Source organism: Pseudomonas fluorescens (assembly GCF_019212185.1).
GTDB lineage: Bacteria > Pseudomonadota > Gammaproteobacteria > Pseudomonadales > Pseudomonadaceae > Aquipseudomonas.
This window is the reverse complement of sequence record NZ_CP078138.1, coordinates 5,596,156-5,622,135: the sequence shown is the minus strand read 5'-3', so window position 1 is coordinate 5,622,135 and position 25,980 is coordinate 5,596,156. Positions and strand designations below refer to the sequence as shown.

At 59.4% G+C, this 25,980-nt stretch carries 25 protein-coding genes, 4 tRNA genes and 2 pseudogenes; 19 read left to right on the top strand and 12 right to left on the bottom strand.

All coding sequences use genetic code 11. The features are described 5' to 3' along the window. The first annotated feature begins 151 nt into the window (after positions 1 to 151). From pilV to thiO, 5 genes and pseudogenes are all read left to right on the top strand, one after another. Positions 152 to 532: a type IV pilus modification protein PilV gene (pilV, locus tag KW062_RS25275; protein WP_105754460.1), complete on the top strand. Its 381-nt coding sequence runs from the start codon at positions 152 to 154 to the stop codon at positions 530 to 532. Continuing rightward, positions 529 to 1,233, top strand: coding sequence for a PilW family protein (locus tag KW062_RS25270; RefSeq protein ID WP_105754461.1), 705 nt, complete (start codon positions 529 to 531; stop codon positions 1,231 to 1,233). Before pilV ends, KW062_RS25270 begins: the two co-directional genes overlap by 4 nt. A gap of 12 nt (positions 1,234 to 1,245) precedes the next feature. Next, positions 1,246 to 1,716, top strand: a pseudogene (locus KW062_RS25265) (pilus assembly PilX family protein); the annotation flags it as partial. Between the two features lie 141 nt (positions 1,717 to 1,857). Next, positions 1,858 to 2,259 (top strand): type IV pilin protein, encoded by a 402-nt coding sequence (locus KW062_RS25260; RefSeq protein WP_105754463.1) that lies wholly within the window; start codon positions 1,858 to 1,860, stop codon positions 2,257 to 2,259. A 57-nt stretch (positions 2,260 to 2,316) separates the two neighbouring features. Continuing rightward, entirely contained in the window at positions 2,317 to 3,417 is a 1,101-nt protein-coding gene (thiO, locus tag KW062_RS25255; protein WP_027617860.1) for a glycine oxidase ThiO, read from the top strand. Between the two features lie 9 nt (positions 3,418 to 3,426). Here thiO and KW062_RS25250 read toward each other — a convergent pair. The 3 genes and pseudogenes from KW062_RS25250 to KW062_RS25240 form a co-directional block, all read right to left on the bottom strand. Beyond that, positions 3,427 to 4,371, bottom strand: a pseudogene (locus KW062_RS25250) (sigma-54 interaction domain-containing protein); the annotation flags it as partial. 158 nt (positions 4,372 to 4,529) lie between these two features. Continuing rightward, positions 4,530 to 4,766: a PP0621 family protein gene (locus KW062_RS25245; protein ID WP_027617861.1), complete on the bottom strand. Its 237-nt coding sequence runs from the start codon at positions 4,764 to 4,766 to the stop codon at positions 4,530 to 4,532. A 124-nt stretch (positions 4,767 to 4,890) separates the two neighbouring features. Next, on the bottom strand, positions 4,891 to 5,907 hold the full coding sequence (locus KW062_RS25240) for an outer membrane protein assembly factor BamD (RefSeq protein WP_027617862.1): 1,017 nt from the start codon (positions 5,905 to 5,907) through the stop codon (positions 4,891 to 4,893). A 151-nt stretch (positions 5,908 to 6,058) separates the two neighbouring features. Here KW062_RS25240 and rluD point away from each other — a divergent pair, with 151 nt between their 5' ends. The 7 genes from rluD (at position 6,059) to KW062_RS25205 (ending at position 11,151) form a co-directional block, all read left to right on the top strand. Then, complete coding sequence (rluD, locus tag KW062_RS25235; protein WP_027617863.1) at positions 6,059 to 7,021, top strand: 23S rRNA pseudouridine(1911/1915/1917) synthase RluD; 963 nt, start codon at positions 6,059 to 6,061, stop codon at positions 7,019 to 7,021. After that, on the top strand, positions 7,018 to 7,743 hold the full coding sequence (gene pgeF, locus KW062_RS25230; RefSeq protein ID WP_027617864.1) for a peptidoglycan editing factor PgeF: 726 nt from the start codon (positions 7,018 to 7,020) through the stop codon (positions 7,741 to 7,743). The genes rluD and pgeF overlap by 4 nt, the downstream gene beginning before the upstream one ends. Positions 7,744 to 7,873: 130 nt before the next feature. Further along, positions 7,874 to 10,438 carry an ATP-dependent chaperone ClpB gene (gene clpB / locus KW062_RS25225; RefSeq protein WP_105754464.1) on the top strand — a complete coding sequence of 855 codons (2,565 nt, stop codon included), beginning with the start codon at positions 7,874 to 7,876 and terminating at the stop codon, positions 10,436 to 10,438. A 299-nt stretch (positions 10,439 to 10,737) separates the two neighbouring features. Beyond that, positions 10,738 to 10,813 (top strand) — tRNA-Asn (locus KW062_RS25220). Between the two features lie 9 nt (positions 10,814 to 10,822). Continuing rightward, positions 10,823 to 10,899 (top strand) — tRNA-Pro (locus tag KW062_RS25215). Between the two features lie 5 nt (positions 10,900 to 10,904). Then, positions 10,905 to 10,980, top strand: a tRNA-Lys gene (locus tag KW062_RS25210). A gap of 94 nt (positions 10,981 to 11,074) precedes the next feature. Further along, a tRNA-Pro gene (locus tag KW062_RS25205) sits at positions 11,075 to 11,151 on the top strand. Positions 11,152 to 11,270: 119 nt separating this feature from the next. On the opposite strand, the gene KW062_RS25200 is transcribed toward KW062_RS25205, so the two are convergent. The 4 genes from KW062_RS25200 to KW062_RS25185 form a co-directional block, all read right to left on the bottom strand. Then, positions 11,271 to 12,569 carry an NAD(P)/FAD-dependent oxidoreductase gene (locus tag KW062_RS25200; protein ID WP_027617866.1) on the bottom strand — a complete coding sequence of 433 codons (1,299 nt, stop codon included), beginning with the start codon at positions 12,567 to 12,569 and terminating at the stop codon, positions 11,271 to 11,273. Between the two features lie 60 nt (positions 12,570 to 12,629). Continuing rightward, entirely contained in the window at positions 12,630 to 12,803 is a 174-nt protein-coding gene (locus KW062_RS25195; RefSeq protein WP_033866070.1) for a DUF3094 family protein, read from the bottom strand. Positions 12,804 to 12,945: 142 nt separating this feature from the next. After that, positions 12,946 to 13,572 carry a DUF1780 domain-containing protein gene (locus KW062_RS25190; protein ID WP_027617867.1) on the bottom strand — a complete coding sequence of 209 codons (627 nt, stop codon included), beginning with the start codon at positions 13,570 to 13,572 and terminating at the stop codon, positions 12,946 to 12,948. Between the two features lie 127 nt (positions 13,573 to 13,699). Then, positions 13,700 to 16,300: an autotransporter family protein gene (locus KW062_RS25185; protein ID WP_256351150.1), complete on the bottom strand. Its 2,601-nt coding sequence runs from the start codon at positions 16,298 to 16,300 to the stop codon at positions 13,700 to 13,702. A 417-nt stretch (positions 16,301 to 16,717) separates the two neighbouring features. On the opposite strand from KW062_RS25185, the gene KW062_RS25180 reads away from it, so the two are divergent. Together KW062_RS25180 and KW062_RS25175 are read left to right on the top strand one after the other, a co-directional pair. Next, positions 16,718 to 18,061, top strand: a complete 1,344-nt coding sequence (locus KW062_RS25180; RefSeq protein ID WP_105755853.1) for an aromatic acid/H+ symport family MFS transporter — start codon at positions 16,718 to 16,720, stop codon at positions 18,059 to 18,061. Between the two features lie 3 nt (positions 18,062 to 18,064). After that, entirely contained in the window at positions 18,065 to 19,276 is a 1,212-nt protein-coding gene (locus KW062_RS25175) for a benzoate/H(+) symporter BenE family transporter (RefSeq protein WP_027617870.1), read from the top strand. A 79-nt stretch (positions 19,277 to 19,355) separates the two neighbouring features. On the opposite strand, the gene KW062_RS25170 is transcribed toward KW062_RS25175, so the two are convergent. Beyond that, entirely contained in the window at positions 19,356 to 19,595 is a 240-nt protein-coding gene (locus KW062_RS25170) for a DUF2790 domain-containing protein (RefSeq protein ID WP_105755852.1), read from the bottom strand. Between the two features lie 123 nt (positions 19,596 to 19,718). On the opposite strand from KW062_RS25170, the gene KW062_RS25165 reads away from it, so the two are divergent. The 3 genes from KW062_RS25165 (at position 19,719) to KW062_RS25155 (ending at position 21,708) form a co-directional block, all read left to right on the top strand. Then, a complete protein-coding gene (locus tag KW062_RS25165; protein WP_027617872.1) occupies positions 19,719 to 20,651 on the top strand; it encodes a LysR family transcriptional regulator in 933 nt (310 codons plus the stop codon). Positions 20,652 to 20,741: 90 nt separating this feature from the next. Then, positions 20,742 to 21,428 (top strand): energy-coupling factor ABC transporter permease, encoded by a 687-nt coding sequence (locus KW062_RS25160; protein WP_105755851.1) that lies wholly within the window; start codon positions 20,742 to 20,744, stop codon positions 21,426 to 21,428. A gap of 64 nt (positions 21,429 to 21,492) precedes the next feature. Further along, the gene (locus KW062_RS25155; protein ID WP_105755850.1) at positions 21,493 to 21,708 is read left to right on the top strand and encodes a hypothetical protein; all 216 of its coding nucleotides are present in this window, start codon (positions 21,493 to 21,495) and stop codon (positions 21,706 to 21,708) included. Here KW062_RS25155 and yacG read toward each other — a convergent pair. The 4 genes from yacG to KW062_RS25135 are packed head-to-tail and all read right to left on the bottom strand — an operon-like array spanning position 21,705 to position 24,614. After that, entirely contained in the window at positions 21,705 to 21,905 is a 201-nt protein-coding gene (yacG, locus tag KW062_RS25150) for a DNA gyrase inhibitor YacG (protein ID WP_105755849.1), read from the bottom strand. The genes KW062_RS25155 and yacG overlap by 4 nt on opposite strands. After that, positions 21,902 to 22,525 carry a dephospho-CoA kinase gene (gene coaE / locus KW062_RS25145; protein ID WP_105755848.1) on the bottom strand — a complete coding sequence of 208 codons (624 nt, stop codon included), beginning with the start codon at positions 22,523 to 22,525 and terminating at the stop codon, positions 21,902 to 21,904. Before coaE ends, yacG begins: the two co-directional genes overlap by 4 nt. Next, a complete protein-coding gene (locus tag KW062_RS25140) occupies positions 22,522 to 23,394 on the bottom strand; it encodes a prepilin peptidase (RefSeq protein WP_105755847.1) in 873 nt (290 codons plus the stop codon). Before KW062_RS25140 ends, coaE begins: the two co-directional genes overlap by 4 nt. Positions 23,395 to 23,396: 2 nt before the next feature. Next, positions 23,397 to 24,614 carry a type II secretion system F family protein gene (locus KW062_RS25135; RefSeq protein WP_105755846.1) on the bottom strand — a complete coding sequence of 406 codons (1,218 nt, stop codon included), beginning with the start codon at positions 24,612 to 24,614 and terminating at the stop codon, positions 23,397 to 23,399. A 225-nt stretch (positions 24,615 to 24,839) separates the two neighbouring features. On the opposite strand from KW062_RS25135, the gene KW062_RS25130 reads away from it, so the two are divergent. Together KW062_RS25130 and KW062_RS25125 are read left to right on the top strand one after the other, a co-directional pair. Then, positions 24,840 to 25,256: a pilin gene (locus KW062_RS25130; RefSeq protein WP_027617879.1), complete on the top strand. Its 417-nt coding sequence runs from the start codon at positions 24,840 to 24,842 to the stop codon at positions 25,254 to 25,256. A gap of 245 nt (positions 25,257 to 25,501) precedes the next feature. Further along, positions 25,502 to 25,858 carry a BON domain-containing protein gene (locus KW062_RS25125; protein ID WP_027617880.1) on the top strand — a complete coding sequence of 119 codons (357 nt, stop codon included), beginning with the start codon at positions 25,502 to 25,504 and terminating at the stop codon, positions 25,856 to 25,858. The last annotated feature ends 122 nt before the right edge of the window (positions 25,859 to 25,980 follow it).

Here is a 25,980-nt window from a genome sequence, read left to right as displayed (position 1 = left end):
GCTCGATCGATCATCTTGCAAAAGGTTTCATGGCTCGAAGGTCAGTGAATGTATTGCTGGTTGTTCCTGTGCCGGGCGGCAACGCGCGACGGCCACTAACCTCGTGACTGACCTTTCGCAATGACGTGGACGCAACCCAGGGACGAAAGCTATGCATGCACAGGACGGCATGACTTTGATTGAAGTGCTGGTGGCGCTATTGATTCTGAGTGCGGGTCTATTGGGGTCTGCGGCCGTTCAGCTCAATGCGCTGAAGTACACCGATAGCTCGCTGATGACCACTCAGGCCAGTTTCATTGCCTACGACATGCTGGACCGCATTCGTGCCAGCACCGGCGTACTGGATCAGGACCTGCGTGACTTCACCGCCAATATCGAAAGCTTCGGCGGAGCCAGCGCCACTGGCCGGGTCAGGCAGGGCGAGCAGATGTACAGCATCCGTATCGAGTGGGATGACTCGCGCGCCGCGGGTGCTGGCAACAGTCGCCGCATTCTCGAAGTCAGTAGCCGTACTGCGGCTGCCACTCCATGAGACGTTTGAGTCGGGGATTCAGTCTGATCGAGCTGATGTTAGCGCTGGCCATCAGTTTGATGCTGGTGCTGGGCGTGGCGCAGGTTTTCATCGCGGCGAAAAGTACCCATCTCAGCCAGCGTGCGTCGGCGAGCATGCAGGAGGATGCGCGCTTTGCTCTGAGCAAAATGATCCAGGACATTCGTATGGTGGGGATGTTTGGTTGTCTGGAGGAGATCGCCGATGCCAGTGAGGGGGCTGCATTCAGTGTCCACCGCAGGATGCCGGTCAGTTGGGATAATGCTGCGCGCAATTTGACTTTGGTGACAGCGAATGTGGGGAATCAGGGCGGTACGCCCACCTGGACGGTGGTGTCGGACTGTAAAACCTACGCGACGGCCTACAGCAAGCACCGCATTGCAGGGGAGGGTGAGGTCGCATTTTCTGTTCGGCAGTTGAGCTACCAGTTTTTCCGTAACGAGATTCGGATGACTTCAAGCAATACGCCGGCCGCCCTGGTCAGTAACGTCAGAGATTTCGAGGTCAGCTTCGGCATGGCAGCAAGCGCGACTGACGTTGCAGTCTCCAGCTACAGCAACAACCCTGATGATCCTGCGCGAATACGCAGTGTGCGCTTGAGCCTGACCTTGTTTGATCCAGCCCAACGCGTGAGCGAGCAAACCTTTCATGTGGTTGCCGCACTGCGCAACCGACTGTTGTAGCGAGGAATGGCGATGAAGCTGGCATTGCAGGGGAGGCGCCGGCAACGCGGTATGGCGTTGCTGATGAGCCTGGTATTTCTGCTGCTGTTGAGTCTGATCGGCTTGTCTTCGATGCAGAGTGCCTCGCTCCAGGAGAAAATGGCCGGGGGTGTAGTGTCGCGCAATCAGTCGTTCCAGGACGCTGAAGCCGCCTTGCGTATCGGAGAGAATGCGGTATCGGGGGGCGGATTGCAGTTGGCGGAGTGCATAAATAGCATTCAGTGCGCACCGCCAGCTGAGTCTTCAGTCGTTGCCAGTGCCGGATTCAATGCCCATTCCGGCGTCACCTGGATGGCGGCGGGCAACGGTTTTTTCGGCGTACAGCACCTCGGCGTCAGCAAGCAGGCAGTCAATGTGCCGCCGAAGACGCCGGTGACCCTTCACCGGGTAACCGCTGTCGGCATAGCAGGGCGCTCGCGTAGCGTGCTGGAAAGCATCCATGCCTGTTGGCGTATTACCGAAGGCAAATCAAGCGAATGCGCTGCGATCGGCGGTAAGATGCTCGCCTCCGAATCCGATGGTCAGGCCGATATTCAGGGCCGGCGAATCATGTGGCGCCAAATTCAGTAAGTGAGAGTTGAAGCAATGCGTAGATCCAACCGAGGTTTTACCCTGATCGAAATCATGATTGTGATTGCGATCATCGGGATTGTGGTGACCATAGCCGCTCCGTTGCTCACCGAATACGTGAAGAAGAGCCATCGCACCGAGGCTGCCGCCCTGTTGACCGAGCAGGCGCAACTGCTCGAGCGGTTTCATTCGAAAAATAATGTCTACACCAACGCCACGGGGCTGAGTGCTGGTAATGAGCACTACAGCATCGTTGCGACCCTGTCTGACCAGACTTTCCTGCTGACGGCGGCGCGCAAAGCCGACTCCAGCATGGCCGCTGACAAGTGTGGCGATCTAACCCTGAGCAGTACTGGCGCAATGAGTATGATCAATGCGGCGGCGGACGTGACCAGTAAAGATTGCTGGGGACGCTGAGTTCCTTTTCCTGGGCGCGGTTTGCGCTCGCTGTCTTCCTTATTGTTGGATCAGATGATGACCGAGCAACAGCACGTGGTGATTGTCGGTGGCGGGGTGATTGGCCTGCTGACCGCGTTCAATCTGGCTCCGCACGTCAAGAGTGTGTCCTTGCTGGATCGCTCGAGTGTGGGGCAGGAGTCGTCGTGGGCGGGAGGCGGCATCGTCTCGCCGCTTTATCCATGGCGCTATAGCCAGGCGGTGACTGCGCTGGCCCACTGGTCCCAGGATTTTTACCCGCAACTGGGCGAGCACTTGTTTGCGACAACCGGTATCGATCCCGAGGTCCACACCACGGGTTTGTATTGGCTGGATCTGGAGGATGAGGTCGAGGCGTTGGCGTGGGCCAAACGGGAAAATCGTCCGCTGAGTTCTGTGGATATCTCCGCTACCCATGACGCAGTGCCGGCATTGGGGGGTGGGTTTTCCCGGGCGATTTACATGGCCGACGTTGCCAACGTGCGCAATCCGCGTTTGGTGAAATCCCTCAAGGCGGCCCTGTTGGCATTGCCTAATGTCACTTTGCATGAGCAATGCGAAGTCAGCGGATTTATCCGTGAAGGCGACAAGGTGCTGGGTGTTGAAAGTTCGCAGGGCGCGATTTATGCCGAACAGGTGGTGCTGACGGCTGGTGCCTGGAGTGGCGATTTGCTCAAGACCCTGGGCCTGGAGTTACCCGTCGAGCCGGTCAAGGGCCAGATGATTCTCTACAAGTGCGCGGCGGATTTTCTGCCAAGCATGGTTCTGGCCAAGGGCCGTTATGCAATTCCCCGTCGTGACGGGCATATTCTGATCGGCAGCACTCTGGAGCACCAAGGCTTCGACAAGACACCGACAGCCGAGGCACTGCAAAGCCTCAAGGCCTCGGCGGTGGAGTTGATTCCGGCGCTGGCGGAGGCCGAAGTGGTCGGGCATTGGGCAGGATTGCGCCCGGGCTCACCGGAGGGCGTGCCTTACATCGGTGAAGTGCCTGGCTTTGCGGGGCTGTGGCTCAACTGCGGACATTACCGTAATGGCCTGGTTCTGGCTCCGGCCTCCTGCCAGCTGTTTGCCGATGTGCTGCTGGGGCGCGAGCCGGTGATAGATCCTGCGCCCTACGCACCGACCGGACGGATCTGAGTCGGCGGCTCAATCCAGGCCCAGTTTTTTCAGGCGATAACGCATCGAGCGAAACGACAGACTCAAGCGCTGGGCCGCCGCGGTGCGATTCCAGCGGGTTTCTTCGAGAGTCAGGAGTAACACCTGACGCTCTATGGACTCCAGATAGTGCTGCAGATTATCGATTTTGCTCACATCCAAGTCTGGATTTTCTGCTGGGCAATGACTGTGCGTCATGCGTAAGTCACTGGCTTCAATCCGGGTATTTTCACAGAGCGTATACGCCCGTTCGAGGATGTTTTCCAGCTCGCGGACATTGCCCGGGAAGCGATAGTCCTTGAGCGCTTTCAGCGCTTGGGGTTGCAGCTGCGCAGTGGGCAGGCCAGTGTCCCGGGCCAGTCGCTGCAGGACTTGGTGTGCAAGCACCTCGATATCCTCTCTGCGCTCGCGAAGCGAGGGCACGCGTAACTCGATGACATTCAAGCGGTAATACAAATCCTGGCGAAAGCGCCCGGCAAGCACTTCTGTCTCCAGGCTTTTGTGGGTGGCGCAGAGTATTCGCGTGTCGATGGCCGTTTCATGCTGCTCGCCAATGCGCCGTACCGCTTTCTCCTGAATGGCCCTGAGCAACTTGACCTGCATGTTCGCCGGTAAATCAGCGACCTCGTCCAGAAACAAAGTGCCGGCGTTGGCGGCGTGAAATAGCCCGGGTTTATCTTCGACGGCGCCGCTGAAGCTGCCTTTGCAATGGCCGAAAAACTCGCTTTCCATCAGCTCCGTCGGAATGGCACCGCAGTTGACCGGGACAAAACGCTGTCGGGTGCGTGGGCCTTGCTCATGAATCAGGCGTGCAACCAACTCCTTGCCGCTGCCGGATTCACCGCTGATGTAAACGGGGGCTTGGCTGCGAGCCAGTTGCACGATTTGCTTGCGCAAGCTGTGCATGGGCAGCGAGTCACCGAGCAGGCGTCGGTGCATGGGGAGAGAGGGCAAGCTTTGCCGGGAGTTCTTCAACGTTGTGTCCATCCTTGGGCTAACGTCTGAGGGCCCAAGGTTGAACAACCGCCTCGGGCTGAATGATGCTCCTTGTCAGTCACCTGCCGTGGCAGTGTCTGGGTGACGCTTCGGTCCTTTCAAGAGTTGCGGGTGCCTGGCCCCTGTTCCAGGTGCGCCTGGCTGCAGTACCACTGTTGTTGCAGGCTCAGCGCGCGATCGCGTGGCAAATGCACGCCACAATGGGCGCAACGCACCATCGGTGCGGCGCTTTGCTCGCCGGGCGTGTGAGAGTGGGTGTTGGCGGGGCGCTTGAATTTGCGCCAGAACCATACCGCAGCAGCAATCAGGGCAATCCAGAACAGTAAACGAAGCATGGTGAGCGGCTTTCCGACGATTAATTGCGCAGTGTAGCCAAGGACTGACCCAGCGCACAGTCCAGTAAAACAGCGGAAATAAAAAAGGGAGACTCGAAAGTCTCCCTTTTACGTGACGGCGGTATCAGTCGAACACGCCGAACGTCATGTAGCTGAACCAGGAGCGGTCATCGTTGGAGCCTGCCGCTTCATGCTCTTCTTCTTCGACCGCGTCGCTGTCCTTCGGCTTGAGCTCGGCGGGAATGGCGTCCTTGGCATCCTGGTACTGCTTCATGATGTCCTGGTTGGCGCGAGTCTCACCCGGTGGCAGCGGTGGGCGGGACTCGATCAGGCCCAGGGTCGCCTTGCTCAGCCAAGAGCGGTTGTCGGCTTCGGCGACGGTCGGGACAAACTGGCCGTCGACCAGGCTTGGGTGATTCGGGTAGTTCAGCTTGAGGGTTTCCAGGCTGGTGCTGGCCAATTCGTCCAGATGCAGGCGCTGGTAGGCCTCAACCATCACAGCCAGGCCGTCGCCGACCGATGGGGTTTCCTGGAAGTTTTCCACCACATAACGACCACGGTTGGCCGCTGCCACATAGGCCTGGCGAGTCAGGTAGTAGTGGGCGACGTGGATTTCGTAGGAAGCCAGCAGGTTGCGCAGGTAAATCATCCGCTGCTTGGCGTCAGGCGCGTAGCGGCTATTGGGATAGCGGCTGGTGAGCTGGGCGAATTCGTTGTACGAGTCACGTGCAGCACCCGGGTCACGCTTGGTCATGTCCAGCGGCAGGAAGCGCGCCAGCAGGCCAACGTCCTGATCGAACGAAGTCAGGCCCTTGAGGTAATAGGCGTAATCGACGTTCGGGTGTTGTGGGTGCAGGCGAATGAAGCGCTCGGCAGCCGACTTGGCAGCTTCTGGCTCGGCGTTCTTGTAGTTCGCATAAATCAGTTCAAGCTGGGCCTGGTCCGCATAGCGACCGAACGGATAACGCGACTCCAGAGCCTTCAGCTTGGCTGTGGCCGCAGTGTAGCTATTATTGTCCAGGTCGGTCTGAGCCTGCTGGTACAGCTCGACTTCGCTGAGGTTTTCGTCTACGACTTCCTTCGACGAGCAAGCAGCGGTCAATGCGAGGATGGCGATCAGCAGCAGGTGTTTCACTTGCATGGCGGCTTGCGTCCCTATGACGGCCGCTGTCTTGGGCGGGGCCGTCCTGTTATGATGAGCACCCCGTTGGAAAGCCTCGGGGCAAAAGACGCCGTATTTAACCACAAGCGCGCAGCCGAAACCAAAGGCTGTGCCGACGCCTAGTCTGAGCATGTCCGATAAAATTGAACTTCGCGCAGAGGTGCCGTCCGAATTGGGCGGCCAACGCCTCGATCAAGTCGCCGCACAATTATTCGCTGAGCACTCGCGCTCGCGCCTTTCCGCCTGGATCAAAGACGGCCGCCTGACTGTGGATGGAGCGGTCATCCGCCCGCGAGACATGGTCTATGGTGGCTCCATCCTCGAGTTGACTGCCGAGCAGGAAGCCCAGGGAGAATGGGTCGCCCAGGACATCGCCCTGGACATCGTCTATGAAGATGACGACATCCTGGTGATCAACAAGCCTGCCGGGCTGGTGGTGCATCCTGCCGCCGGGCACGCCGATGGCACCTTGCTCAATGCCTTGCTGCACCACGTGCCGGACATTATTAATGTCCCGCGTGCCGGCATTGTCCACCGCCTGGACAAGGACACCACCGGTCTGATGGTGGTGGCCAAAACGATCCAGGCGCAGACGCAACTGGTTACCCAGTTGCAGAGCCGCAGTGTCAGCCGGATCTACGAATGCATCGTGATCGGCGTAGTGACGGCCGGAGGCAAGATCAATGCCCCGATCGGTCGCCACGGCCAGCAACGCCAGCGCATGGCGGTGATGGAAGGTGGTAAGCAGGCGGTCAGCCACTATCGCGTGCTCGAGCGTTTCCGCTCCCACACCCATGTGCGGGTCAAGCTGGAAACCGGCCGCACCCACCAGATTCGCGTGCACATGGCCCACATCAACTTCCCGTTGGTCGGCGACCCGGCCTACGGCGGTCGTTTCCGCATTCCGCCGGCCGCCAGTGTGACCATGGTCGAATCGCTGAAGCATTTCCCGCGTCAGGCGCTGCATGCGCGTTTCCTGGAACTGGATCATCCGACCACCGGTCAGCGCATGAGCTGGGAATCGCCATTGCCGGAAGATTTCGTCTGGCTGCTGACCCTGCTCAAGCAAGACCGCGAGGCGTTCATCGGATGAGTGACTGGCTGATTCCTGACTGGCCCGCGCCGGACGGGGTCAAAGCCTGTGTCACCACCCGTGCGGGCGGCGTCAGTCTGGCGCCGTTCGACAGCCTCAATCTCGGCGATCACGTTGACGACAACCCGGCACACGTCGCCGAGAATCGCCGTCGTCTCACCGATCATTTCGCCATCCAGCCCGCCTGGTTACAGCAAGTGCATGGCATTGCCGTGGCGCATGCCGATCCGGCAGTGGTGGCCACCGCCGACGCCAGTTGGACGGATACGCCAGGCATCGCCTGCGCGGCGATGACTGCGGACTGCCTGCCGGTGTTGTTCTGTGACCGCGCCGGCAGCCGCGTGGCTGCAGCCCACGCCGGTTGGCGAGGGCTGGCGGCCGGTGTGCTGGAAGCGACCCTCGACTGTCTGGCCGCGGAGCCGTCGAACGTGCTGGCCTGGCTCGGCCCGGCCATTGGCCCGCAAGCCTTTGAGGTCGGCGCCGAAGTGCGTGAAGCCTTTATGGCGCAGCATCCGCAATCCGAACAGGCTTTCGTCCCGAGCCACAACGCCGGCAAGTACCTGGCCGACATCTATCAGTTGGCGCGTGTGCGCCTGGCTGCCCGCGGCATCACGGCGGTTTACGGCGGCGGATTCTGCACCGTGACCGATCCGCGCTTCTTTTCCTACCGACGTGCGCCTCGCACCGGTCGATTCGCCTCTCTTATCTGGCTCGAACGCTAGACTCTTCTGACCTGCATCAACGCCGGTTGCCTTGAATCTTCCAGAATCGACCGCATCTAGTGGGGTATCTGGCAGGCTTCTCTATTTAGGTGTGTCCATCGCTCCGGCCTGCTCAAAAGGAAGGTGACTCATGCGTATAGATCGTTTAACCAGTAAATTACAGTTAGCCTTATCCGATGCCCAATCCCTGGCCGTTGGCCTCGATCATCCGGGCATCGAGCCTGCGCACCTGATGCAAGCGCTGCTTGAACAGCAGGGCGGCTCGATCAAGCCATTGCTGATGCAAGTAGGCTTCGACGTCAACAGCCTGCGCACGGCGTTGAGCAAAGAGCTCGACCAATTGCCAAAAATCCAGAATCCCACCGGCGACGTGAACATGTCGCAGGACTTGGCGCGCCTGCTTAACCAGGCCGATCGCCTGGCCCAGCAGAAAGGTGACCAGTTCATTTCCAGTGAGCTGGTGCTGCTGGCCGCCATGGACGAGAACAGCAAGCTCGGCAAGTTGTTGCTGGGCCAGGGCGTGAGCAAGAAGGCCCTGGAAAATGCGATCAATAACCTGCGTGGCGGCGAAGCGGTGAATGACCCGAACGCCGAAGAGTCGCGCCAGGCGCTGGATAAATACACCGTCGACCTGACCAAGCGCGCCGAGGACGGCAAGCTCGATCCGGTGATTGGCCGTGACGATGAAATTCGCCGCACCATTCAGGTCCTGCAACGCCGGACCAAGAACAACCCGGTGTTGATCGGTGAGCCCGGCGTGGGTAAAACCGCGATTGCCGAAGGCCTGGCCCAGCGCATCATCAATGGTGAAGTGCCGGACGGCCTCAAAGGTAAGCGCCTGCTGTCGCTGGATATGGGCGCGCTGATCGCCGGTGCCAAGTATCGCGGTGAGTTCGAGGAGCGCCTCAAAGGCCTACTTAACGAACTGTCGAAGCAGGAAGGGCAGATCATCCTGTTTATCGATGAGCTGCACACCATGGTCGGCGCCGGTAAGGGCGAAGGCTCTATGGATGCCGGTAACATGCTCAAGCCGGCCCTGGCCCGGGGTGAGTTGCATTGCGTCGGCGCGACCACGCTCAACGAGTACCGCCAATATATAGAGAAGGACGCGGCTCTCGAGCGGCGCTTCCAGAAAGTGCTGGTGGATGAGCCGAGCGAGGAAGATACCATCGCTATCCTGCGTGGCCTGAAAGAGCGTTACGAGGTTCACCACAAGGTGGCGATCACAGACGGTGCGATCATTGCGGCGGCCAAGTTGAGCCATCGCTACATCACTGACCGGCAGTTACCGGACAAGGCCATCGACCTGATCGACGAAGCGGCCAGCCGCATTCGCATGGAAATCGACTCCAAGCCCGAAGTGCTGGATCGCCTGGAGCGGCGCCTGATTCAACTCAAGGTCGAATCCCAGGCCCTGAAGAAAGAAGATGACGAAGCGGCGATCAAGCGCCTGGAAAAACTCCAGGAAGAGATTGTCCGGCTGGAGCGCGAGTATTCCGACCTGGAGGAAATCTGGACCTCGGAGAAAGCGGAAGTGCAGGGTTCTGCGCACATCCAGCAGAAAATCGAGCAGTCGCGCCAGGAGCTGGAAACTGCTCGCCGCAAAGGTGACCTGAATCGCATGGCCGAGTTGCAGTACGGGGTGATCCCGGACCTGGAGCGCAGCCTGCAAATGGTCGACCAGCACGGCAAGAGTGAGAACCAGTTGCTGCGCAGCAAGGTGACGGAAGAAGAGATTGCCGAAGTCGTGTCGAAATGGACCGGCATCCCGGTGTCGAAAATGCTCGAAGGTGAGCGCGACAAGCTGCTGAAGATGGAAAGCCTGTTGCACCAACGAGTGATCGGCCAGAACGAGGCCGTGGTGGCGGTTGCTAACGCGGTACGGCGTTCCCGCGCCGGGTTGTCCGACCCGAACCGGCCTAGCGGTTCGTTCATGTTCCTCGGCCCGACCGGTGTGGGTAAGACCGAGTTGTGCAAGGCGCTGGCCGAGTTCCTCTTTGATACCGAAGAGGCGATGGTGCGCATCGACATGTCCGAGTTCATGGAGAAACATTCCGTGGCGCGCTTGATCGGTGCACCACCAGGGTATGTCGGTTATGAAGAAGGTGGTTACCTGACCGAGGCGGTGCGTCGCAAGCCTTATTCGGTGATCCTCCTGGATGAGGTCGAAAAGGCGCATCCGGACGTGTTCAACGTGTTGTTGCAAGTGTTGGAAGACGGTCGCCTGACTGATAGTCACGGCCGCACTGTGGACTTCCGCAATACGGTGATTGTAATGACCTCCAACCTGGGATCGGTGCAGATCCAGGAACTGGTCGGTGATCGTGACGCGCAACGTGCGGCGGTGATGGATGCGGTGTCGACGCACTTCCGTCCGGAGTTTATCAACCGGATCGACGAAGTGGTGATCTTCGAGCCGCTGGCTCGTGATCAGATTGCCGGCATCACGGAGATCCAATTGGGTCGTCTGCGCAGTCGTCTGGCTGAGCGTGAGTTGACGATGGAGTTGAGCAGCGAGGCGCTGGATAAGTTGATTGCGGTGGGTTACGACCCGGTCTATGGCGCACGGCCGCTCAAACGAGCGATCCAGCGTTGGATCGAAAACCCGTTGGCGCAGTTGATCCTGTCCGGCAGCTTTATACCCGGCAGCAGCGTGAAGGCCACCGTGGCCAACGACGAAATCGTCTTCAACTGAGCGTTCGTTGTGCAGTAAATGAACAGGCCCCGCATTGCGGGGCCTTTTTTTTCTTAGGGTGTTGAACTGTAAGGAAAAGGCTTGTAAAGTGCGCCCCGCAGTATGTCACCCCAAGGGTTTCTCCTCCCCAGGAAGGAATCTGAAAGAAGTCGCAAATCATTGTCTTAAAAGCAAATTTAGGGGTTGACAGGGGTTTTTAAGATTGTAGAATAGCGCGCCTCAGAGGCAACAACGTAGCGATACGGAGAAGCCAAAGAGAATGTAACAAAGCTTCAAATGTTGTAATTGAAATGTGTAGTTCCGTGATAGCTCAGTCGGTAGAGCAAATGACTGTTAATCATTGGGTCCCAGGTTCGAGTCCTGGTCACGGAGCCAATTTCAAACCGGGGTATAGCGCAGTCCGGTAGCGCGCCTGCTTTGGGAGCAGGATGTCAGGAGTTCGAATCCCCTTACCCCGACCATTTTTGGGTCGTTAGCTCAGTTGGTAGAGCAGTTGGCTTTTAACCAATTGGTCGTAGGTTCGAATCCCACACGACCCACCATTTTTGAAACCAGTCTAGGCTGGGATCGAATCTTAAGATCAGAGGCCAAAAGCGCTGATCGAAGAAGGCGCCTTCAAGGGTGCCTTTTTTTTACCGGGGTATAGCGCAGTCCGGTAGCGCGCCTGCTTTGGGAGCAGGATGTCAGGAGTTCGAATCCCCTTACCCCGACCATATTAAAAATCCTCGTATCGAAAGATACGGGGATTTTTTTTGTTCCGGATTTTTGTGGCGTCCATGAGAAGCTTCGCTGGCAAGCCGCAAGCGGGCGCCAGCGAAGAGGCCCTGGGACCTTAGTGCAGCTTAAGCCGAGGCTCGGTGCCCCGACCAATCTTGCTGCCCAGCATCAACATGGCCGTACGGAAAGGCCCGTACAGCGCCACCTGGTGCATGCGGTACAGCGACACGTAGAACATCCGCGCCAGCCAGCCTTCGAGCATGACGGTCCCGGTCAGGTTGCCCATCAAGTTACCCACAGCCGAAAAACGCGACAGCGAGATCAGCGAGCCGTAGTCGGTGTACTTGTAGCTCGGCAAGGGCTTGCCCTCGATGCGCAGTTTGAGCGACTTGGCCAGCAGCGACGCTTGCTGGTGCGCGGCCTGGGCGCGGGGCGGGACATTGCGATCGGTGCCGGGCTGCGGGCAGGCCGCGCAGTCACCGAAGGCGAAAATATTCTCGTCACGGGTGGTTTGCAGGGTCGGCAGCACCTGGAGCTGATTGATCCGGTTTGTTTCCAAGCCATCGATGTCCTTGAGGAAGCCCGGCGCGCGTATACCGGCCGCCCAGACTTTCAGGCTGGCGTTGATGGTCTTGCCATCGGCGGTGATCAGGCTGTCGGCCGTGACTTCGCTGACTGCGGCGTTAGTCATGACATTCACCCCGAGTTTTTCCAGGGTTTTATGCACAGGGCCGCCGATACGCTCCGGCAACGCAGGTAACACCCGCGGCCCGGCTTCGATCAGGGTGATGTGCATGTTTTCCGGCTTGATCCGGTCGAGACCGTAAGCGGCCAGCTCATGGGCGGCGTTGTGCAACTCGGCGGCCAGCTCGACACCGGTGGCACCCGCGCCGACAATGGCCACACTGATTTGCTCGACCTCGTCGTTCTGACCGGCGTGGGCGCGCAAATAGTGGTTGAGCAACTGCTGGTGGAAACGCTCGGCCTGTTTACGAGTGTCGAGGAACAGGCAGTGCTGGGCGGCGCCCAAGGTGCCGAAATCATTGGTGGTGCTGCCCACCGAGATTACCAGCGAGTCGTACGGCACTTCGCGGGCGGGTACCAGTTCCAGGCCGTTTTCGTCGTAGGTGGCGGCCAACTGGATTTTCTTCCCCGCACGATCGAGCCCGCTCATACGCCCCAGCTGAAACTCGAAGTGGTTCCATTTGGCCTGGGCGACATAATTGAGTTCGTCTTCGGAAGAGTTCAGGGATCCAGCGGCCACTTCGTGCAGCAGCGGCTTCCAGATATGGGTCAGGTTGGCGTCGACCAGCATTACACTGGCTGTGCCACGCTTGCCCAGAGTCTTACCCAGACGGGTAGCCAACTCCAGACCGCCGGCGCCGCCGCCAACGATGACAATACGATGAGTCATGGGGATATCTCGCAAGGCTAAAGGAAATCGGTGCATTTACCCGAGCGAGCGCCAGGCAGCTCATAGCGTCAGGTAACTGATAAGTCGGCTCAACAGGCCCAGGCCAATGGTCACCGCCAGCACCAGCACCAGGAGCATCCACGGCCGAAAGGGCCGGCGCTCGACACGGTGTTGGGACAGTTGCAGGTAAGCTTCGACATGCTTCTGGTCTTCGGGGTTCAGGCGGCTGGTCATAAAGGCCTCGTCAGGGATAGACGTTGCTGAATGCGCAGACGTTACAGCGTTTTGTCTGCGGGCGTTGAACGGTGCATGTCATCCGGGGGAATGATTGCGCTTTTGTAACATTCGTCTGGCGAGAGCGCCATCCTGCTGTGGGCTACAGGCTGATCCCGACATCGAAGACAATGCTGCGCCCCAGGTTGCTGCGCAGAAAATCCGGTGCATCGGGATGGGCAAACAGCACGCGGGCGAACGTCGGGCCGACCAGCGACAGTGAACGCCAGCCCTGACGCAAATACTCGGTGGGCGGCGGAAAATGACTGTTGAGGTCCAGCACTTCGCGTTTCAGGCTGGCGAAGGCAATGATGTCCAGTTCACCCAGGTCCATACCGCGCTCTTTGTAGTTGTGCGCCTTTTTGCGCAGGGTCGGCGCCAGTCGCATCAGAAACTCATTGGCCGGAATGCGTTTTGGCTTGGCTTCGCGGCGTACCAACTGGCTGAGTGAGAACGCACTGCGCCGACGCTGCAATTCATCGCGCCACTCGTCGTTGAGGCGGCGGCCTTCGTCGAGCACAAAGAACACTTCAAAGTTTGCTTCGCGAAACAGCACATCCGGTGGTTCGCCCGCCGGACTGAACTCGTCGGCGCGGTAGGGGATATTCAAACCTTGCAGCAGGCGTTGGCATACCCAACGCTCACGCTCCCATTTGCGGGCATTGGAGAGGAACGCGTTGGCTTGCTCGGCCGCGATGGTCAGCAGGCGTAAATAATCTGAGTCATCCATAGGCCAAGCTTAGCGTTCAATTGCGACCGCAAAGAAACAGTTTGTCGTGCAGACACAAACTTTTCAAAAGCCCGTCAGCGGGCGGCTGACGGGCGATACTGCGATGCATTGATGAGGCTCGGCACGGCTACCAGCTAATGCGAACACCCAGAGTACCGGAGACTCCATCCAGATCATTGCTGTCCAGATTGCTCAAGTAGTTGGCGCTTATGTAGGTGCTGACACTGGGCGACAGCTTAGCGACCAGGCCCACGCCCAAGTCTGCGGAAGTGGATTTATGCTCGGTCTTGATTCGGTCGACATCATCATAGGTCACCGTGTCATACCCGCCAAAAGTCTTCCACAGGTTGGCTCGAAGGTAGGGTTCCAGCGGGATGTCCCCAGCCATGTAGCGGCCCTTGAGCCGCGCGCCTAGGCGGCCGGTCCAGTAATCCTGTGAGTCGAATTTCACCTCGGAAATACCGTCGTTCTGCTTGTCCAGGTCGATACGCTGGTTGATCACCTGCACCTGGGGTTCGACTACCCAGTCTTGCGCCACGGGAATCGGGTAACCGGCTTCCACCGAGAGCGCGACGGCATGGCCTTCGGTGTCCATTTTCACCCCGCGATCGGAGCGATTGTCACCGTCCAGGCGTGACCACATGGCCACTGCGTCGAGGTACCAGCCCGTGGGATCAATCAAGGTCCAGTAGCCACCCACTTGATCACTATCAAGTTTCACTCGACCTGAGCGCCGGCTCTGGAAGCCCTCGGCAAAACCATCGACATCACCTTGCAAATGGCTTTGGCCGACGAAAAAACCGAACCGCTGCAACAGTCCGCCACTGGTCTGCGAGGCATATAGGTCATGACCGATCTGGAAGCCTTGCAGCGAACCGTCGAAGCTTGGCGAGGCGGTGCCCGACCAGCTTTTCTGCAGGTCGCTGCCATACACCCGGCCCCAGCCAGCCGGAGTCGTGCCGGTCTCGGTTAACAGGCTTTGTTCACCCTGGCGCTCGTGAAACGTGCCCAGTGCTTGCAAGGTCAGCAATTGCGCTGCCGGAATCACCACTGAGTAAACCGGTACTTCCAGGCGATACAAAGGAATCGGCTCGGCGCCAGCCACGGCGACAGGAATGGGTGGGGTGGTGGCAGCCGGGGTCGGTGAGGCCTGGGCCACGGTTGTCACAGGTGCAGCAGGCACTGGCTCGGGCGGTGCGACGGGTTGCGCAGTGGGTGGCTCGACGGCCGGTTCATCCACATCCACTACGGGTACAGGCTGGATGATTGGCGGTGGGGCTGGCGGTATTACTACCGGTGGCGGCACCACCGGCGGTACGGTCAGCGGTGGCACTGCGACCACCGACGAGCGCAGGTACCAGTTGTTCTCCGATCCGGCGGTGACGCCGCCCTTGAACAGGTAGTACTGGTAAGCGCCCGCCGACAATGAACCCTTCAGGGCGAAGGCGGCGCTGCTGCTGGTTGCGCCGTTCTGCGCCTGCACCACTTCGATCCCGTTCTGTCGGGTCAGTCCCCCCAGGCCGCCGAGATTGGTCACGCCCAGCTGGGTGTTGCCGCTGATGGTGCCTTGGGACACCACGAGCTTGTCACTGGCTGAATTGTCGGTGCCGAGCACGGTTTGCAGGAGCAGTTGGCCATTGTTGCCAACGTAGTTGCCGTGGACGGTCAGGGAATCGCTGGCAGCGCTGCTGCCCGTGGTCATGTCGATGACCCCGGCATTGTTCAGTGTGACCAGTTGGCCCGCCGTGTAGGGGCGAATGGCGCCTTGGTTGACGGCCAGGGTGCTGCTGCCATCGATGGAAAACACCCCTGTTGCGCTGGCGCTGTCACCGAGGAAAAAATTTCCGGCCAGGGTAAAGTGCGAGTGGTTTTCCAGGCTCACCGATTCCCAGCCGACATAGCGCCCGGGAACCGCCGAGCGAGTGTTATCGAAGGTCAGGCGGTCATTACCCAGGCCGCCATCCACCGACGGCGTGGAAGCCAGCAGGTTTTCAACGAGGTTGCCGAGCAGCGCGGTGTCGTCGCCGTCGCCCATCAGGATGGCGGATTCGATCTGACCGCCATTGAGCCAGATGAGGTTGTCATTGCCTGCACTGGCGCGAATCTGTCCGCTAATCACGCCGCCCGTTACCGTGATGCTGTCATCGCCGCCGCTGGTGCTGATGTTGCCGCCAATGCTGCCACCGGAGACGATAATGGTATCCCTGCCAAAGGCGGTGACCAGGTTGCCAAGAATGCTGCCGCCAGACATGTTGAAAATATTGTTGTCGAGCTTCATATCCACACGACCGATGGTGCCACCGGTCATCTCTGCCACGTCACCATCCTCGAAGGCGCCGACGATGGTGCCGGCGGTCATTAGAAAAGTGTCGCGGCCATCCCCTTGGGCCAGCGACAGAATCTGTCCGCCGTTCATGACGAAGTCGTCGATGCCATTGCCCTGGAACACCGCCCCCACCTGTCCGCGATTGATCTGCAGGCGGTCGACGCCATCGCCCTGATCCAGGGCACCGTTGATTGTGCCGGAGTTCATCAATACCTGATCGGCACCGGCACCGAACGTGACATTGCCATTGATCACACCGGTCCCGTTGGCCGGGAAGATCAGGGTGTTGTCACCGCTGGAGTCATTCAGCGGGCCGCTGGTACCGCTGTCGCAGGTGTAGGCGCTGTCACCGGGGGCGGAGTTGAGCGTACAGGCCGCTTGTGTCGTGGGGCTACCGAGCATCAGGAGCGTGGCGGGTAGCGCTGCGGCGCAGGGTAGGAGTGTGGTCAGTCGATGGTAGCGAGACATGGCGTATCCCTGCTGTAAGGATGGCTGATCGTCCATGGGGGTGCGGCCTGGCTCCACTCATTGTCATGAACCACTCGAAACCTGTGACCTAACAAGTTGAAAAAACTGCTCCTTCAGTCAATGAGGAGTTCTAGTCGCTTTCAGCGCGGTTGGACGAAGTTTCTGACCAGCGTGCTATCAGTTCTGCTAGTTGCCATTCCCCGGTTTCTATGCGTGACGGCTTTGCATTAAACGGATAACGATCTGCGCAAAGCGGATATTGCGCAGCTTTCGGTGGCTCTACCCTCGACATCACGCACGCTTGCCGTGCAACCGACGCTCTTAAAAAAACAACAACAAGAGACAGCTGCCATGCGCACGATCGACGTACATGAGGTTATCGATAACGCTCGTTTTAATCGTTTTCACTGGATGGTGCTGTTCTGGTGTGCCCTGATCATCATCTTCGATGGCTATGACCTGGTCATCTATGGCGTGGTGCTGCCGATGCTGATGAAAGAGTGGGGGCTAAGCCCGTTGCAGGCCGGTGCGCTGGGCAGTTATGCCCTGTTCGGGATGATGTTCGGGGCGCTGTTTTTCGGCCCTCTGTCGGACCGCATCGGGCGCAAGAAAGCTATCACCCTGTGCGTCATCCTGTTCAGTGGCTTTACCGTGCTCAACGGCTTCGCGCGCAACCCCACCGAGTTTGGCATCTGTCGCTTTATCGCCGGGCTAGGCATTGGCGGCGTCATGCCCAACGTAGTGGCACTGATGAACGAGTACGCGCCAAAAAAAATCCGCAGTACGTTGGTGGCAATCATGTTCAGCGGCTATTCGGTGGGCGGTATGCTGTCGGCCGGGCTCGGCATCGTGCTGATCCCCAGTTTCGGCTGGCAGTCGGTGTTTTACGTGGCGATCCTGCCGTTGTTGCTGTTGCCCCTGATCATGTACTTCCTGCCGGAATCGGTAGGCTTTATGTTGCGCCAAGGCCGTACTGAAGAAGCGCGCAAGGTGCTGCAACGGATTGATCCGTCCTGCGTCGTGCAAGCCAATGACGAGCTGCAAATGAATGAAGTGAAGGGCAACGGGACCCCGGTCCTGCAACTGTTCCGTGAGGGCCGGGCGCTGCGCACGCTGATGCTCTGGCTGGCGTTTTTCTGCTGCCTGTTGATGGTCTACGCCCTGAGTTCCTGGTTGCCGAAACTGATGGCCAATGCCGGATACAGCCTTGGTTCAAGTCTGTCGTTTCTGCTGGTGCTGAATTTTGGAGCGATCTTCGGCGCGGTGGGTGGCGGTGTGCTCGGTGACAAACTCAATCTGCCACGGGTGCTGGCGGTGTTTTTCGCGGTAGCTGCGGTCTCAATTACCCTGCTGGGCTTCAACAGCCCGATGCCGCTGTTGTACCTGTTGATTGCCATTGCCGGTGCGACCACCATTGGTTCACAAATCCTCCTGTATGCCTGCGCCGCGCAGTTCTATTCAATGACCATTCGTTCCACCGGTCTGGGCTGGGCGTCGGGAATCGGGCGCAACGGGGCGATTGTCGGTCCATTGTTGGGGGGCGCCTTGTTGGGCATCAATTTGCCGCTACCCCTCAACTTCATGGCATTTGCCTTGCCGGGAGCAGTCGCGGCGCTGGCGATGACGGTATTTGCCATCAGCAGCCGGCGTTCTGCCCAAGGCATGACAGCCAACCTATCAGCGAGCGGTGCCTGAACCATGAGAGCGCTATTGCGAGACTTTTCCCTGTCGGCAGCGGTCGCCGGATTTATCGCCACGGTGATTTCCTATGCCGGTCCGCTGGTGATTATTTTCCAGGCGGCAAACGCCGCGCATCTGTCTCGGGAAGTGCTCTCATCCTGGGTCTGGGCGATTTCCATTGGCAGCGCGCTGCTGGGAATCGGCTTGAGCCTGCGTTATCGGGTGCCGGTGATCATTGCCTGGTCGGCGCCGGGTTCGGCTTTGCTGGTGGCACTCTTGCCAGGCATCTCGATGCCAGAGGCGGTGGGGGCGTATCTGGTCAGTAGCCTGATTATCCTGCTGATCGGGATTTCAGGCGCCTTCGACCGGATCATCAGCAAACTGCCCGGGGCGATTGCCGCGGCCATGTTGGCGGGGATTCTGTTCAGCTTCGGCACCGGTTTGTTTGTCTCGCTGCAAGGCAAGCCTTTGCTGGTGCTGGCGATGTTTGCCACCTACCTGCTGTGCAAGCGGATGCTGCCGCGCTATGCGGTGTTGATGGTGCTGCTGGTGGGCTGTTCGATTGCCTTTATCAGCGGTGACTTGCACCGCGATGCCTTGGTGATCGGTTTCGCCACGCCGGTCTGGATCACCCCACAGTTCAGCTTGAGTGCAACCCTGAACATCGCCTTGCCCTTGGTGATGGTGGCGCTGACCGGACAATTCGTGCCGGGCATGGCGGTGTTGCGTGCCAGCGGCTATTCGACTCCGGCCAGTCCGATCATTGCCAGCAGTGCGTTGGGCTCGGCCTTGCTTGCACCGTTTGGCTGTCACGGTCTGAACCTGGCGGCGATTACCGCGGCCATCTGCACGGGACGCGAGGCTCACGAGGATCCGCGCAAGCGCTATGTGGCCGGTGTCGTAGGAGGGCTGTGTTATCTGCTACTGGGGATCTTCGGCGCGACTCTGGTTTCGCTGTTCTCCGCCTTTCCCAAAGAGCTGATCGCGGCACTGGCCGGTTTGGCCTTGTTCGCTGCGATTGCCGGCGCACTGGCCGGCGCCATGGCGGTGCCGAACGACCGCGAGGCGGCGTTGGTGACCTTTCTGGCCACCGCCTCGGGCATGTCGCTGTTTGGCTTGTCTGCGGCATTCTGGGGGCTGATTTTCGGCATGCTCACGCACTTCCTGCTGGGTGTGCGGCGTGCGGAGCCTGAAGTCCAAGGGCGCGTCGACAAAAAGCCAGCTCGCTAAGCGCAACGTTTCCGACCGGAACCCTGCGTTACGTTGAAGGTAACAACGTTGACATGGGCTCAGCGACACCTGGACCCTGTCATGCGCCGCTGCAGGTGCCCATGACCTGATAAGTTACCCGGTGGGTCTGGCCTTGAGGGTCGACGTATACCATGGTGGAGGGCACTACGCCGCAGGCGTTGGAGGTATCGCTGATGGAGATCACCCGGGCAATGTCCAGCGGCTGTGCCGGATCATAGGGCGTGGTGGCGGGTTCATTACCGGCGGCCAGGGCCGAAGTGGCGACCACCGTGAGGAACAGGCTGAGCAAGGCTTTCATCGTGATGTGCTCCTGAATTGAATTCGATGGAGTCATTTTCGATCGTCGCCAGCCGCCGATAAAGAGGCGAAAGCCTGATGCAGTCTTACAGGAAACGTAACAGTCTTAACCCTGGGAGGGGCCGTGGATTTACTCAACAGCATGCGGGTGTTCGTCCGCGTGGTGGATTGCGCCAGCTTCACTGCCGCCGCCGATGCGCTCGACTTATCCACTGCACAAGTCTCGCGCCTGGTCGCGGATCTGGAGCAACATCTGCAAGCGCGGCTGTTACAGCGCACCACCCGCCGGCTCAGTCTGACTGAGGCCGGTGAGCGCTTCCTGCAGCGCAGCCGGCAAATACTCGAGGATATGCAAGAAGCGACAGAGGAAGCTCGCGGCGCCCATCAAAAGCCCAGCGGGCGCCTGCGGGTGCACAGCATGAATGGCCTTGGTGTGCTGATCACGCCGTTGATTGCCCGCTATTGCGAGCGTTACCCGGACGTGGTGTTCGAGCTGACCCTGTCGCAGCGTAATCCTGATCCGCTGGAGGAAGGGCACGATGTGGTGATTTCCATCGCTTACGAACTGGAGGATTCGCAGCGGGTTGCGCAAACCCTCGGGCAGATCTACAGCGTGCCTTGCGCTGCACCGGCCTACCTGGAACGCCACGGAATCCCCCAGCACCCGTCGGCACTAAATGAGCATCGCTGCTTGCGTATGGTCGATCCGTTGTACAGCGATCAATGGCAACTGCAGGACGGACACGACGAGTACACCATCAGCCCGACCCGCACCTTCCAGTGCAACGTCGCCGAGTCGATGGTCAAGGCCTCCGAGGCGGGCATGGGCATCAGCCTGCTGCCGTTCTATACCGCGACGCGCCCCTTGAGTGACGGCACCCTGGTGCGCCTGCTGCCGAATTGTCGTGCGCGCGAACGCAATGTCTACGCCCTGTACCCGTCTCGGCATTTCCTCGATGCCAAGGTGCGCACCTGGGTGGATTTTCTGAAGATCGAGCTGCCCAAATTGTTCGCCGAACATGAAGCGGTCATGGAGGATTCCCGGCATTGGGCCTGAGGGGCACAAGGCGGGTGTAGACTCAGGTGCTCTGAGGGGTGGCAAGGAGTCCGATGTGAACGTTTGCACTGCAGTCCAGTTGGCTGAAGCATGATCACTGCCCAGTTGCTGTCGACGGAAACCCTGGTGGTCGGTTGGCTGATCTACGTGCCGGTGCTGCTTTGGGCCATGATCCGCGCGCCATGGGTCGAGTTGTTCAGTGACAGTCGGCGCCAGCACCTGCTGTTCGGCACCGTGTTTGCCCTGTTCATGCTGTGGCTGGTGCGCCGCGACTTCGATACCGGAGTGTCCTATCACTTCATTGGCATGACGGCCGTTACCTTACTGCTGGACTGGCCATTGGCGCTGGTCGGTGGCCTGGTGGCGCAAATCGGCCTGGTGCTGCTGGGGCGCCAGGACCTGGCGGCGATGGGCGTCAATGGCGCATTGCTGATTGTCCTGCCGGTGCTGGTCACCGAGGGCTGTGCGATCCTGGTCGAGCGCGCTCAGCCGCGAAACCCGTTCGTTTATATCTTCTGTTCAGGCTTCTTTGCCGCAGCCCTGTCGGCCCTGTTGTGCCTGCTGGTGGGGCTGGGGCTGTTGTGGCTCGACGAACGTTTCGCCATGCCGGAATGGCTGGAGGATTTTGTCGGTTATCTGTGGCTGATCATCTTCCCCGAGGCCTTTATCAACGGCATGGTCATCAGCGCGCTGGTGGTGTTCTGTCCTGAATGGCTGGAAACCTTTAACCGCACGCGATACCTGTCGGCGCCGTGGAAGGATGATGACAAGGCTTGATCCTGATCAAGGGCTGCCACGGCAGCCAAACCTATGCTCCGAAAAAACCGTGGGGAGCATCGGCATGAGCGTTTATCAGTGGGCGCGACAAGAGGTGAGCGACAGCCTGGCGGCGGCTGAGGGTGCCGGGTTCGAGCCGGGGTTGAGCCTGCGCGCCTTGCTCAGTGCCGTGGTGCAGCAGAGCAAGGCGGTGCGCAGTGTCGAGGACTTGGCCGACGAGCTACAGTTTCTCGCCGAGAACCTCGATGACGCTGAGGATTATCCGTTCATGCGCCCTTAGTGGCGGGGTTCGAGGTCGTCGCTGAAGAGGTCGTCCTCGGCATCCGGGCTGACCGGGATCTTGTGCTCCTCCGCAGCCCAGGCCCCGAGATCGATGAGCTTGCAGCGGTCGGAGCAAAAGGGCCGATTGATGTTGTTGGCCGTCCATTCGACAGGTGCGCCGCAGGTTGGGCATTCGACGGTCAGGGGTTGGCTCATGACTGGCCTCCACGCAAAGTTAGGTAAAAGTGATGAAGACGTTCGACTTCGCTATGCAGCCAGGCGAGGTCACGGTCGTTGACCAGCACATCGTCGGCATGACGGATACGTTCTTCGCGACTGGCCTGGACCTTGAGAATCGCCTGAACCTGCTGCTCGCTGGTCTGGTCGCGCTGCAGGGTACGTTCGATCTGTAACTGCTGCGGGGCATCGATTACCAGTACCCGTTGAGTTATCGCATGCTGCCCGGACTCGATGAGCAAGGGCGACACCAGAATGGCGTAGGGCGACTGCGCGCGGGCCAGGTGGGCGGCGATTTCCTCGGCGATCAAAGGGTGCAGGAGTTTTTCCAGCCAGCGACGCTCGTCGGGGATCTCGAAGATCAATTGGCGCAGCGCCGCCCGATCCAACTGTCCGTTTGCCTGCAATACCTGGGCGCCGAAATGTTCGGCAATCTGCGCCAGCGCCGGGCGCCCGGGCTCGACGACCCAGCGTGCGGCGTGATCGGCGTCGACCGCATGGATGCCGAGGTTGATGAAGTGCTGCGCTGCCGCGCTTTTGCCACTACCGATACCGCCGGTGAGGCCAAGAATCCAGGGTTTTTCCACAGGGGTATTCATTTCAAGCCGACAAAATGCCAATAGAAGTCGGTTATTTGACCACCCCAGAGCAGAGCAATCCAGCCGGCAATTGCCAGATAGGGGCCAAACGGGATCGGCGTTGCCGCATTCACCTTGTTCAGCCTTAGCCAGATCAGCCCGAGCACCGCACCCACCAGCGACGCCAGCAGGATCGTCAAGGGCAGGATCTGCCAACCGCCCCAGGCCCCCAGCAGCGCCAGGAGCTTGAAATCACCGTGGCCGATACCTTCCTTGCCGGTGAGCAACTTGAACAGCCAGTACACCGTCCACAGGCTCAGGTAACCCGCAACGGCGCCCCATAGGGCGTCCGGGAGGGGCACGAAAAGCTCGCCCGCGTTGATGATCAATCCCAGCCATAGCAGTGGCAGGACCAGCACGTCCGGCAGCAGTTGGTGATCGGCATCGATCAAGCACAACGCCAACAAGCCCCAGCTCAACAGCAGCATGGCGCCAGCCTGCCAGCCAAAGCCGAAGTGCCAGGCGACGAATCCGGACACCAGGCAGCAGGCCAGTTCGACCAGCGGATAACGTGCGCTGATTGGCGCTCGACAGTGTGCACAGCGACCGCGCAGGCACAGATAACTGAGCAGCGGAATGTTGTCCCGGGCACGCAGTGGATGCGCGCAGTGCGGGCAATGGGACTGGGGCAGCATCAGGTTGTAGATGGGGCCTGCTGCATCCCCGGGAAGGCCCAGTACTTCAAGGGCCTGCTGGCGCCAGTCGCGCTCGAGCATTTTCGGCAGACGCCAGACCAGCACATTAAGAAAGCTGCCAATCACCAGTCCAAGGACCAGGGCAAAAATGATAAAGGCCAGCGGGTAGACAGTCAGGAATTCACTCAAGGGCATGTTCAGATCGCTGAGCCAAGTTGGAAAATGGGCAGGTACAGGGCGACCACCAGGCCACCCACCATCACGCCGAGTATGACCATGATCAGCGGCTCCAGCAGACTGGTGAGTTGATCAACCCGCGTGTCGACCTGCGTTTCATAGTAGCTCGCGACTTTCTCGAGCATATCGTCCAATGCACCGGATTCTTCACCGATGGCGGTCATTTGTACGGCCATGTGCGGAAACACCCCGCTGGCTCGCATTGCCGCGTGGAGTTGCATGCCCGTGGCAACCTCCTGACGAATGCGCAGCACGGCGCGTTTGTACACGACGTTACCGGTGGCGCCAGCGACCGCGATCAGCGCCTCCAGCAGCGGCACGCCCGCGGCGAACGTGATCGACAGGGTGCGAGCATAGCGGGTGACGGCCGATTTCTGCAGCAGGCCACCAATCAGCGGCAGCTTCAAGCATTGTGCCTGCAGCCAGTCGCTTAGTGCAGGTGAGCGGCGGTAGATAAAGCGCCCCGTCAGCAGGGCGCCGCACAATCCACCCAACAGTAGCCAGTACCAGCGCTGCATGAACTCGGAAAGACCGATCACCAGCAGGGTGAACCCGGGAAGTTCAGCGTCGAATCCGGCAAACATTGACTCGAACTGCGGCACCACATTGACCAGCAAAATGCCAGTGACCAGGATCGCTACCACCACCACGGCCAATGGGTAGGTAATGGCTTTGCTGATCCGCGCCTTGAGATGTTCCTGGCGCTCGCGGTGAATCGCCACTCGCTCCAAAAGGCTATCCAGGGCGCCTGCCTGCTCGCCGGCGTCGATCAGGTTGCAGTACAGCTCGTCGAAGTATCGCGGTTGTCGGCGTAACGACGCAGCGAAACTGCTGCCCCCGGACACATCCTGCTTCAGAGATTGCACCAGACTGCGCATATGTGGGTTGGCGAAACCTTCGCCAATGATCGCGAATGCCTGCAGCAAGGGCACGCCGGCCTTAATCATGGTCGCCAGTTGGCGGGTGAAAAGTGTGATGTCGTGAGCCTCGATCCGATCGCGCAGGTGAAACAGCGGCGTGGTTTTTTTTCGTACTGTTCGGGGTGTTATGCCTTGCTGGCGTAAGCGGGCCTTGATCAGGGCAGGGGTTTGTCCGCTCAATTCGCCGCTGACCGAGGCACCTGTGGTGTCTACGCCTTCCCATCTGTAGACGCAGGCCTTAATTGATTTGCGCGCCATGAATCAATCCTTGATTGGCTGAGGGTGCGCAAGCCTATCCAAGGGAACGAGGGCAGTGGGTGCTGTTGCGGTGACAAAAAATGTCGGTTTGTACGCTTTATCAGGCCCTCCGTGAACAGGGCCAATTGCCCGAAGCCTTCGTCAGCAAGGCCTGCCGGTCTTGGCATGGGCTGTGCTGAGCAGTGCGCGGAGCATTTGCTTCGCCTCATCCAAGGAGCAGGAGTCATGCAAAGACAAAAGGGATTCACCCTGATCGAGTTGCTGATCGTCGTGGCGATCATCGGAATTCTGGCAACTGTCGCACTGCCGCTGTATTCCAAGTATCAGGCCCGGGCCAAGGTCACGGCCGGCCTGGCCGAGATTGCTGCGCTGAAAGTGCCGTTCGAAGACATCATCAATCAAGGTGACGACCCGACCCTGGTACGCCTCGGAGCGCAGCCGACCACCAGCCATTGCGCGTTGACAGCGACCGGGACGGCGGCGGCAGGTGTGGGCAATATTGGCTGTACACTGCTCAATGCGCCCGGCCCGGTCCTGAACAAAACCATCACCCTGTCACGTACTGAAAGCGGTGGATGGAACTGTGCAACCTCGGTCGCAGTTGAGCTCTCGCCCAAAGGCTGTACCGCGAGCGAAAGCTGAATCCCGTAACTGAGAGAAACTTGCGGCATTTCATGGCGTTAGGCCTTGTCTGAAAGCCGCAACTTGCAAGTCGAGAATGGCCGGGTCATGCAAATTGCATGATCCGGTTTTTTTCATAACTTTATAAGTTTATGATTTATAAGGATTTATTGAATTTTCGAAAGTTGGCACAGCCTTCGCAACATTAGGGATAACCCTGCTGAGATGACACACAGCAGTTTTTCTGAAAAACAGGAGTTACCCGTATGAAGAAGCTCGCTATCGCTGCTGCAACTGCTACCGCTCTGACCCTGACTATGGCTAACGCGGCTTTTGCACAGACCTCGCAAACCACTCAGTCGCCTATGGTGTTGGCTGCCGGTGAAATGACCGAAGCCAAGGAAGCCACCTCCGATACCTGGATCACCACCAAAGTCAAAGCTGATCTGGTCACCGAAAAAGGCATTCCAGGCACCGACATCAAAGTTGAAACCAACAAAGGGGTGGTATCGCTGTCGTCCACCACGGCTGTGACCGATTCGCAGAAAGCCACCGCTGTGGCAATCGCGAAAAAAATCAAGGGCGTCAAAGCCGTATCGGCTGACGGTCTGAAAGCCGAATAATCGGCAAGGCTTTTTGCCTGGACTGGGAGAAGAGGCGGCAGGCGAGCCAGGTTATCCGTCTGCTGCAACTCCAGAGTTCACGCAACTGGCCACAGGGATGTGGCATCACGGGCCCCGACAAC

Excerpts from the sequence above, each read along its gene's own strand:
- pilV (WP_105754460.1), top strand. The coding sequence starts at position 152 with ATGCATGCACAGGACGGCATGACTTTGATTGAAGTGCTGGTGGCGCTA.
- KW062_RS25270 (WP_105754461.1), top strand. The coding sequence starts at position 529 with ATGAGACGTTTGAGTCGGGGATTCAGTCTGATCGAGCTGATGTTAGCG.
- KW062_RS25260 (WP_105754463.1), top strand. The coding sequence starts at position 1,858 with ATGCGTAGATCCAACCGAGGTTTTACCCTGATCGAAATCATGATTGTG.
- thiO (WP_027617860.1), top strand. The coding sequence starts at position 2,317 with ATGACCGAGCAACAGCACGTGGTGATTGTCGGTGGCGGGGTGATTGGC.
- KW062_RS25245 (WP_027617861.1), bottom strand. The coding sequence starts at position 4,766 with ATGCTTCGTTTACTGTTCTGGATTGCCCTGATTGCTGCTGCGGTATGG.
- KW062_RS25240 (WP_027617862.1), bottom strand. The coding sequence starts at position 5,907 with ATGCAAGTGAAACACCTGCTGCTGATCGCCATCCTCGCATTGACCGCT.
- rluD (WP_027617863.1), top strand. The coding sequence starts at position 6,059 with ATGTCCGATAAAATTGAACTTCGCGCAGAGGTGCCGTCCGAATTGGGC.
- pgeF (WP_027617864.1), top strand. The coding sequence starts at position 7,018 with ATGAGTGACTGGCTGATTCCTGACTGGCCCGCGCCGGACGGGGTCAAA.
- clpB (WP_105754464.1), top strand. The coding sequence starts at position 7,874 with ATGCGTATAGATCGTTTAACCAGTAAATTACAGTTAGCCTTATCCGAT.
- KW062_RS25200 (WP_027617866.1), bottom strand. The coding sequence starts at position 12,569 with ATGACTCATCGTATTGTCATCGTTGGCGGCGGCGCCGGCGGTCTGGAG.
- KW062_RS25195 (WP_033866070.1), bottom strand. The coding sequence starts at position 12,803 with ATGACCAGCCGCCTGAACCCCGAAGACCAGAAGCATGTCGAAGCTTAC.
- KW062_RS25190 (WP_027617867.1), bottom strand. The coding sequence starts at position 13,572 with ATGGATGACTCAGATTATTTACGCCTGCTGACCATCGCGGCCGAGCAA.
- KW062_RS25185 (WP_256351150.1), bottom strand. The coding sequence starts at position 16,300 with ATGCTCGGTAGCCCCACGACACAAGCGGCCTGTACGCTCAACTCCGCC.
- KW062_RS25180 (WP_105755853.1), top strand. The coding sequence starts at position 16,718 with ATGCGCACGATCGACGTACATGAGGTTATCGATAACGCTCGTTTTAAT.
- KW062_RS25175 (WP_027617870.1), top strand. The coding sequence starts at position 18,065 with ATGAGAGCGCTATTGCGAGACTTTTCCCTGTCGGCAGCGGTCGCCGGA.
- KW062_RS25170 (WP_105755852.1), bottom strand. The coding sequence starts at position 19,595 with ATGAAAGCCTTGCTCAGCCTGTTCCTCACGGTGGTCGCCACTTCGGCC.
- KW062_RS25160 (WP_105755851.1), top strand. The coding sequence starts at position 20,742 with ATGATCACTGCCCAGTTGCTGTCGACGGAAACCCTGGTGGTCGGTTGG.
- KW062_RS25155 (WP_105755850.1), top strand. The coding sequence starts at position 21,493 with ATGAGCGTTTATCAGTGGGCGCGACAAGAGGTGAGCGACAGCCTGGCG.
- yacG (WP_105755849.1), bottom strand. The coding sequence starts at position 21,905 with ATGAGCCAACCCCTGACCGTCGAATGCCCAACCTGCGGCGCACCTGTC.
- coaE (WP_105755848.1), bottom strand. The coding sequence starts at position 22,525 with ATGAATACCCCTGTGGAAAAACCCTGGATTCTTGGCCTCACCGGCGGT.
- KW062_RS25140 (WP_105755847.1), bottom strand. The coding sequence starts at position 23,394 with ATGCCCTTGAGTGAATTCCTGACTGTCTACCCGCTGGCCTTTATCATT.
- KW062_RS25135 (WP_105755846.1), bottom strand. The coding sequence starts at position 24,614 with ATGGCGCGCAAATCAATTAAGGCCTGCGTCTACAGATGGGAAGGCGTA.
- KW062_RS25130 (WP_027617879.1), top strand. The coding sequence starts at position 24,840 with ATGCAAAGACAAAAGGGATTCACCCTGATCGAGTTGCTGATCGTCGTG.
- KW062_RS25125 (WP_027617880.1), top strand. The coding sequence starts at position 25,502 with ATGAAGAAGCTCGCTATCGCTGCTGCAACTGCTACCGCTCTGACCCTG.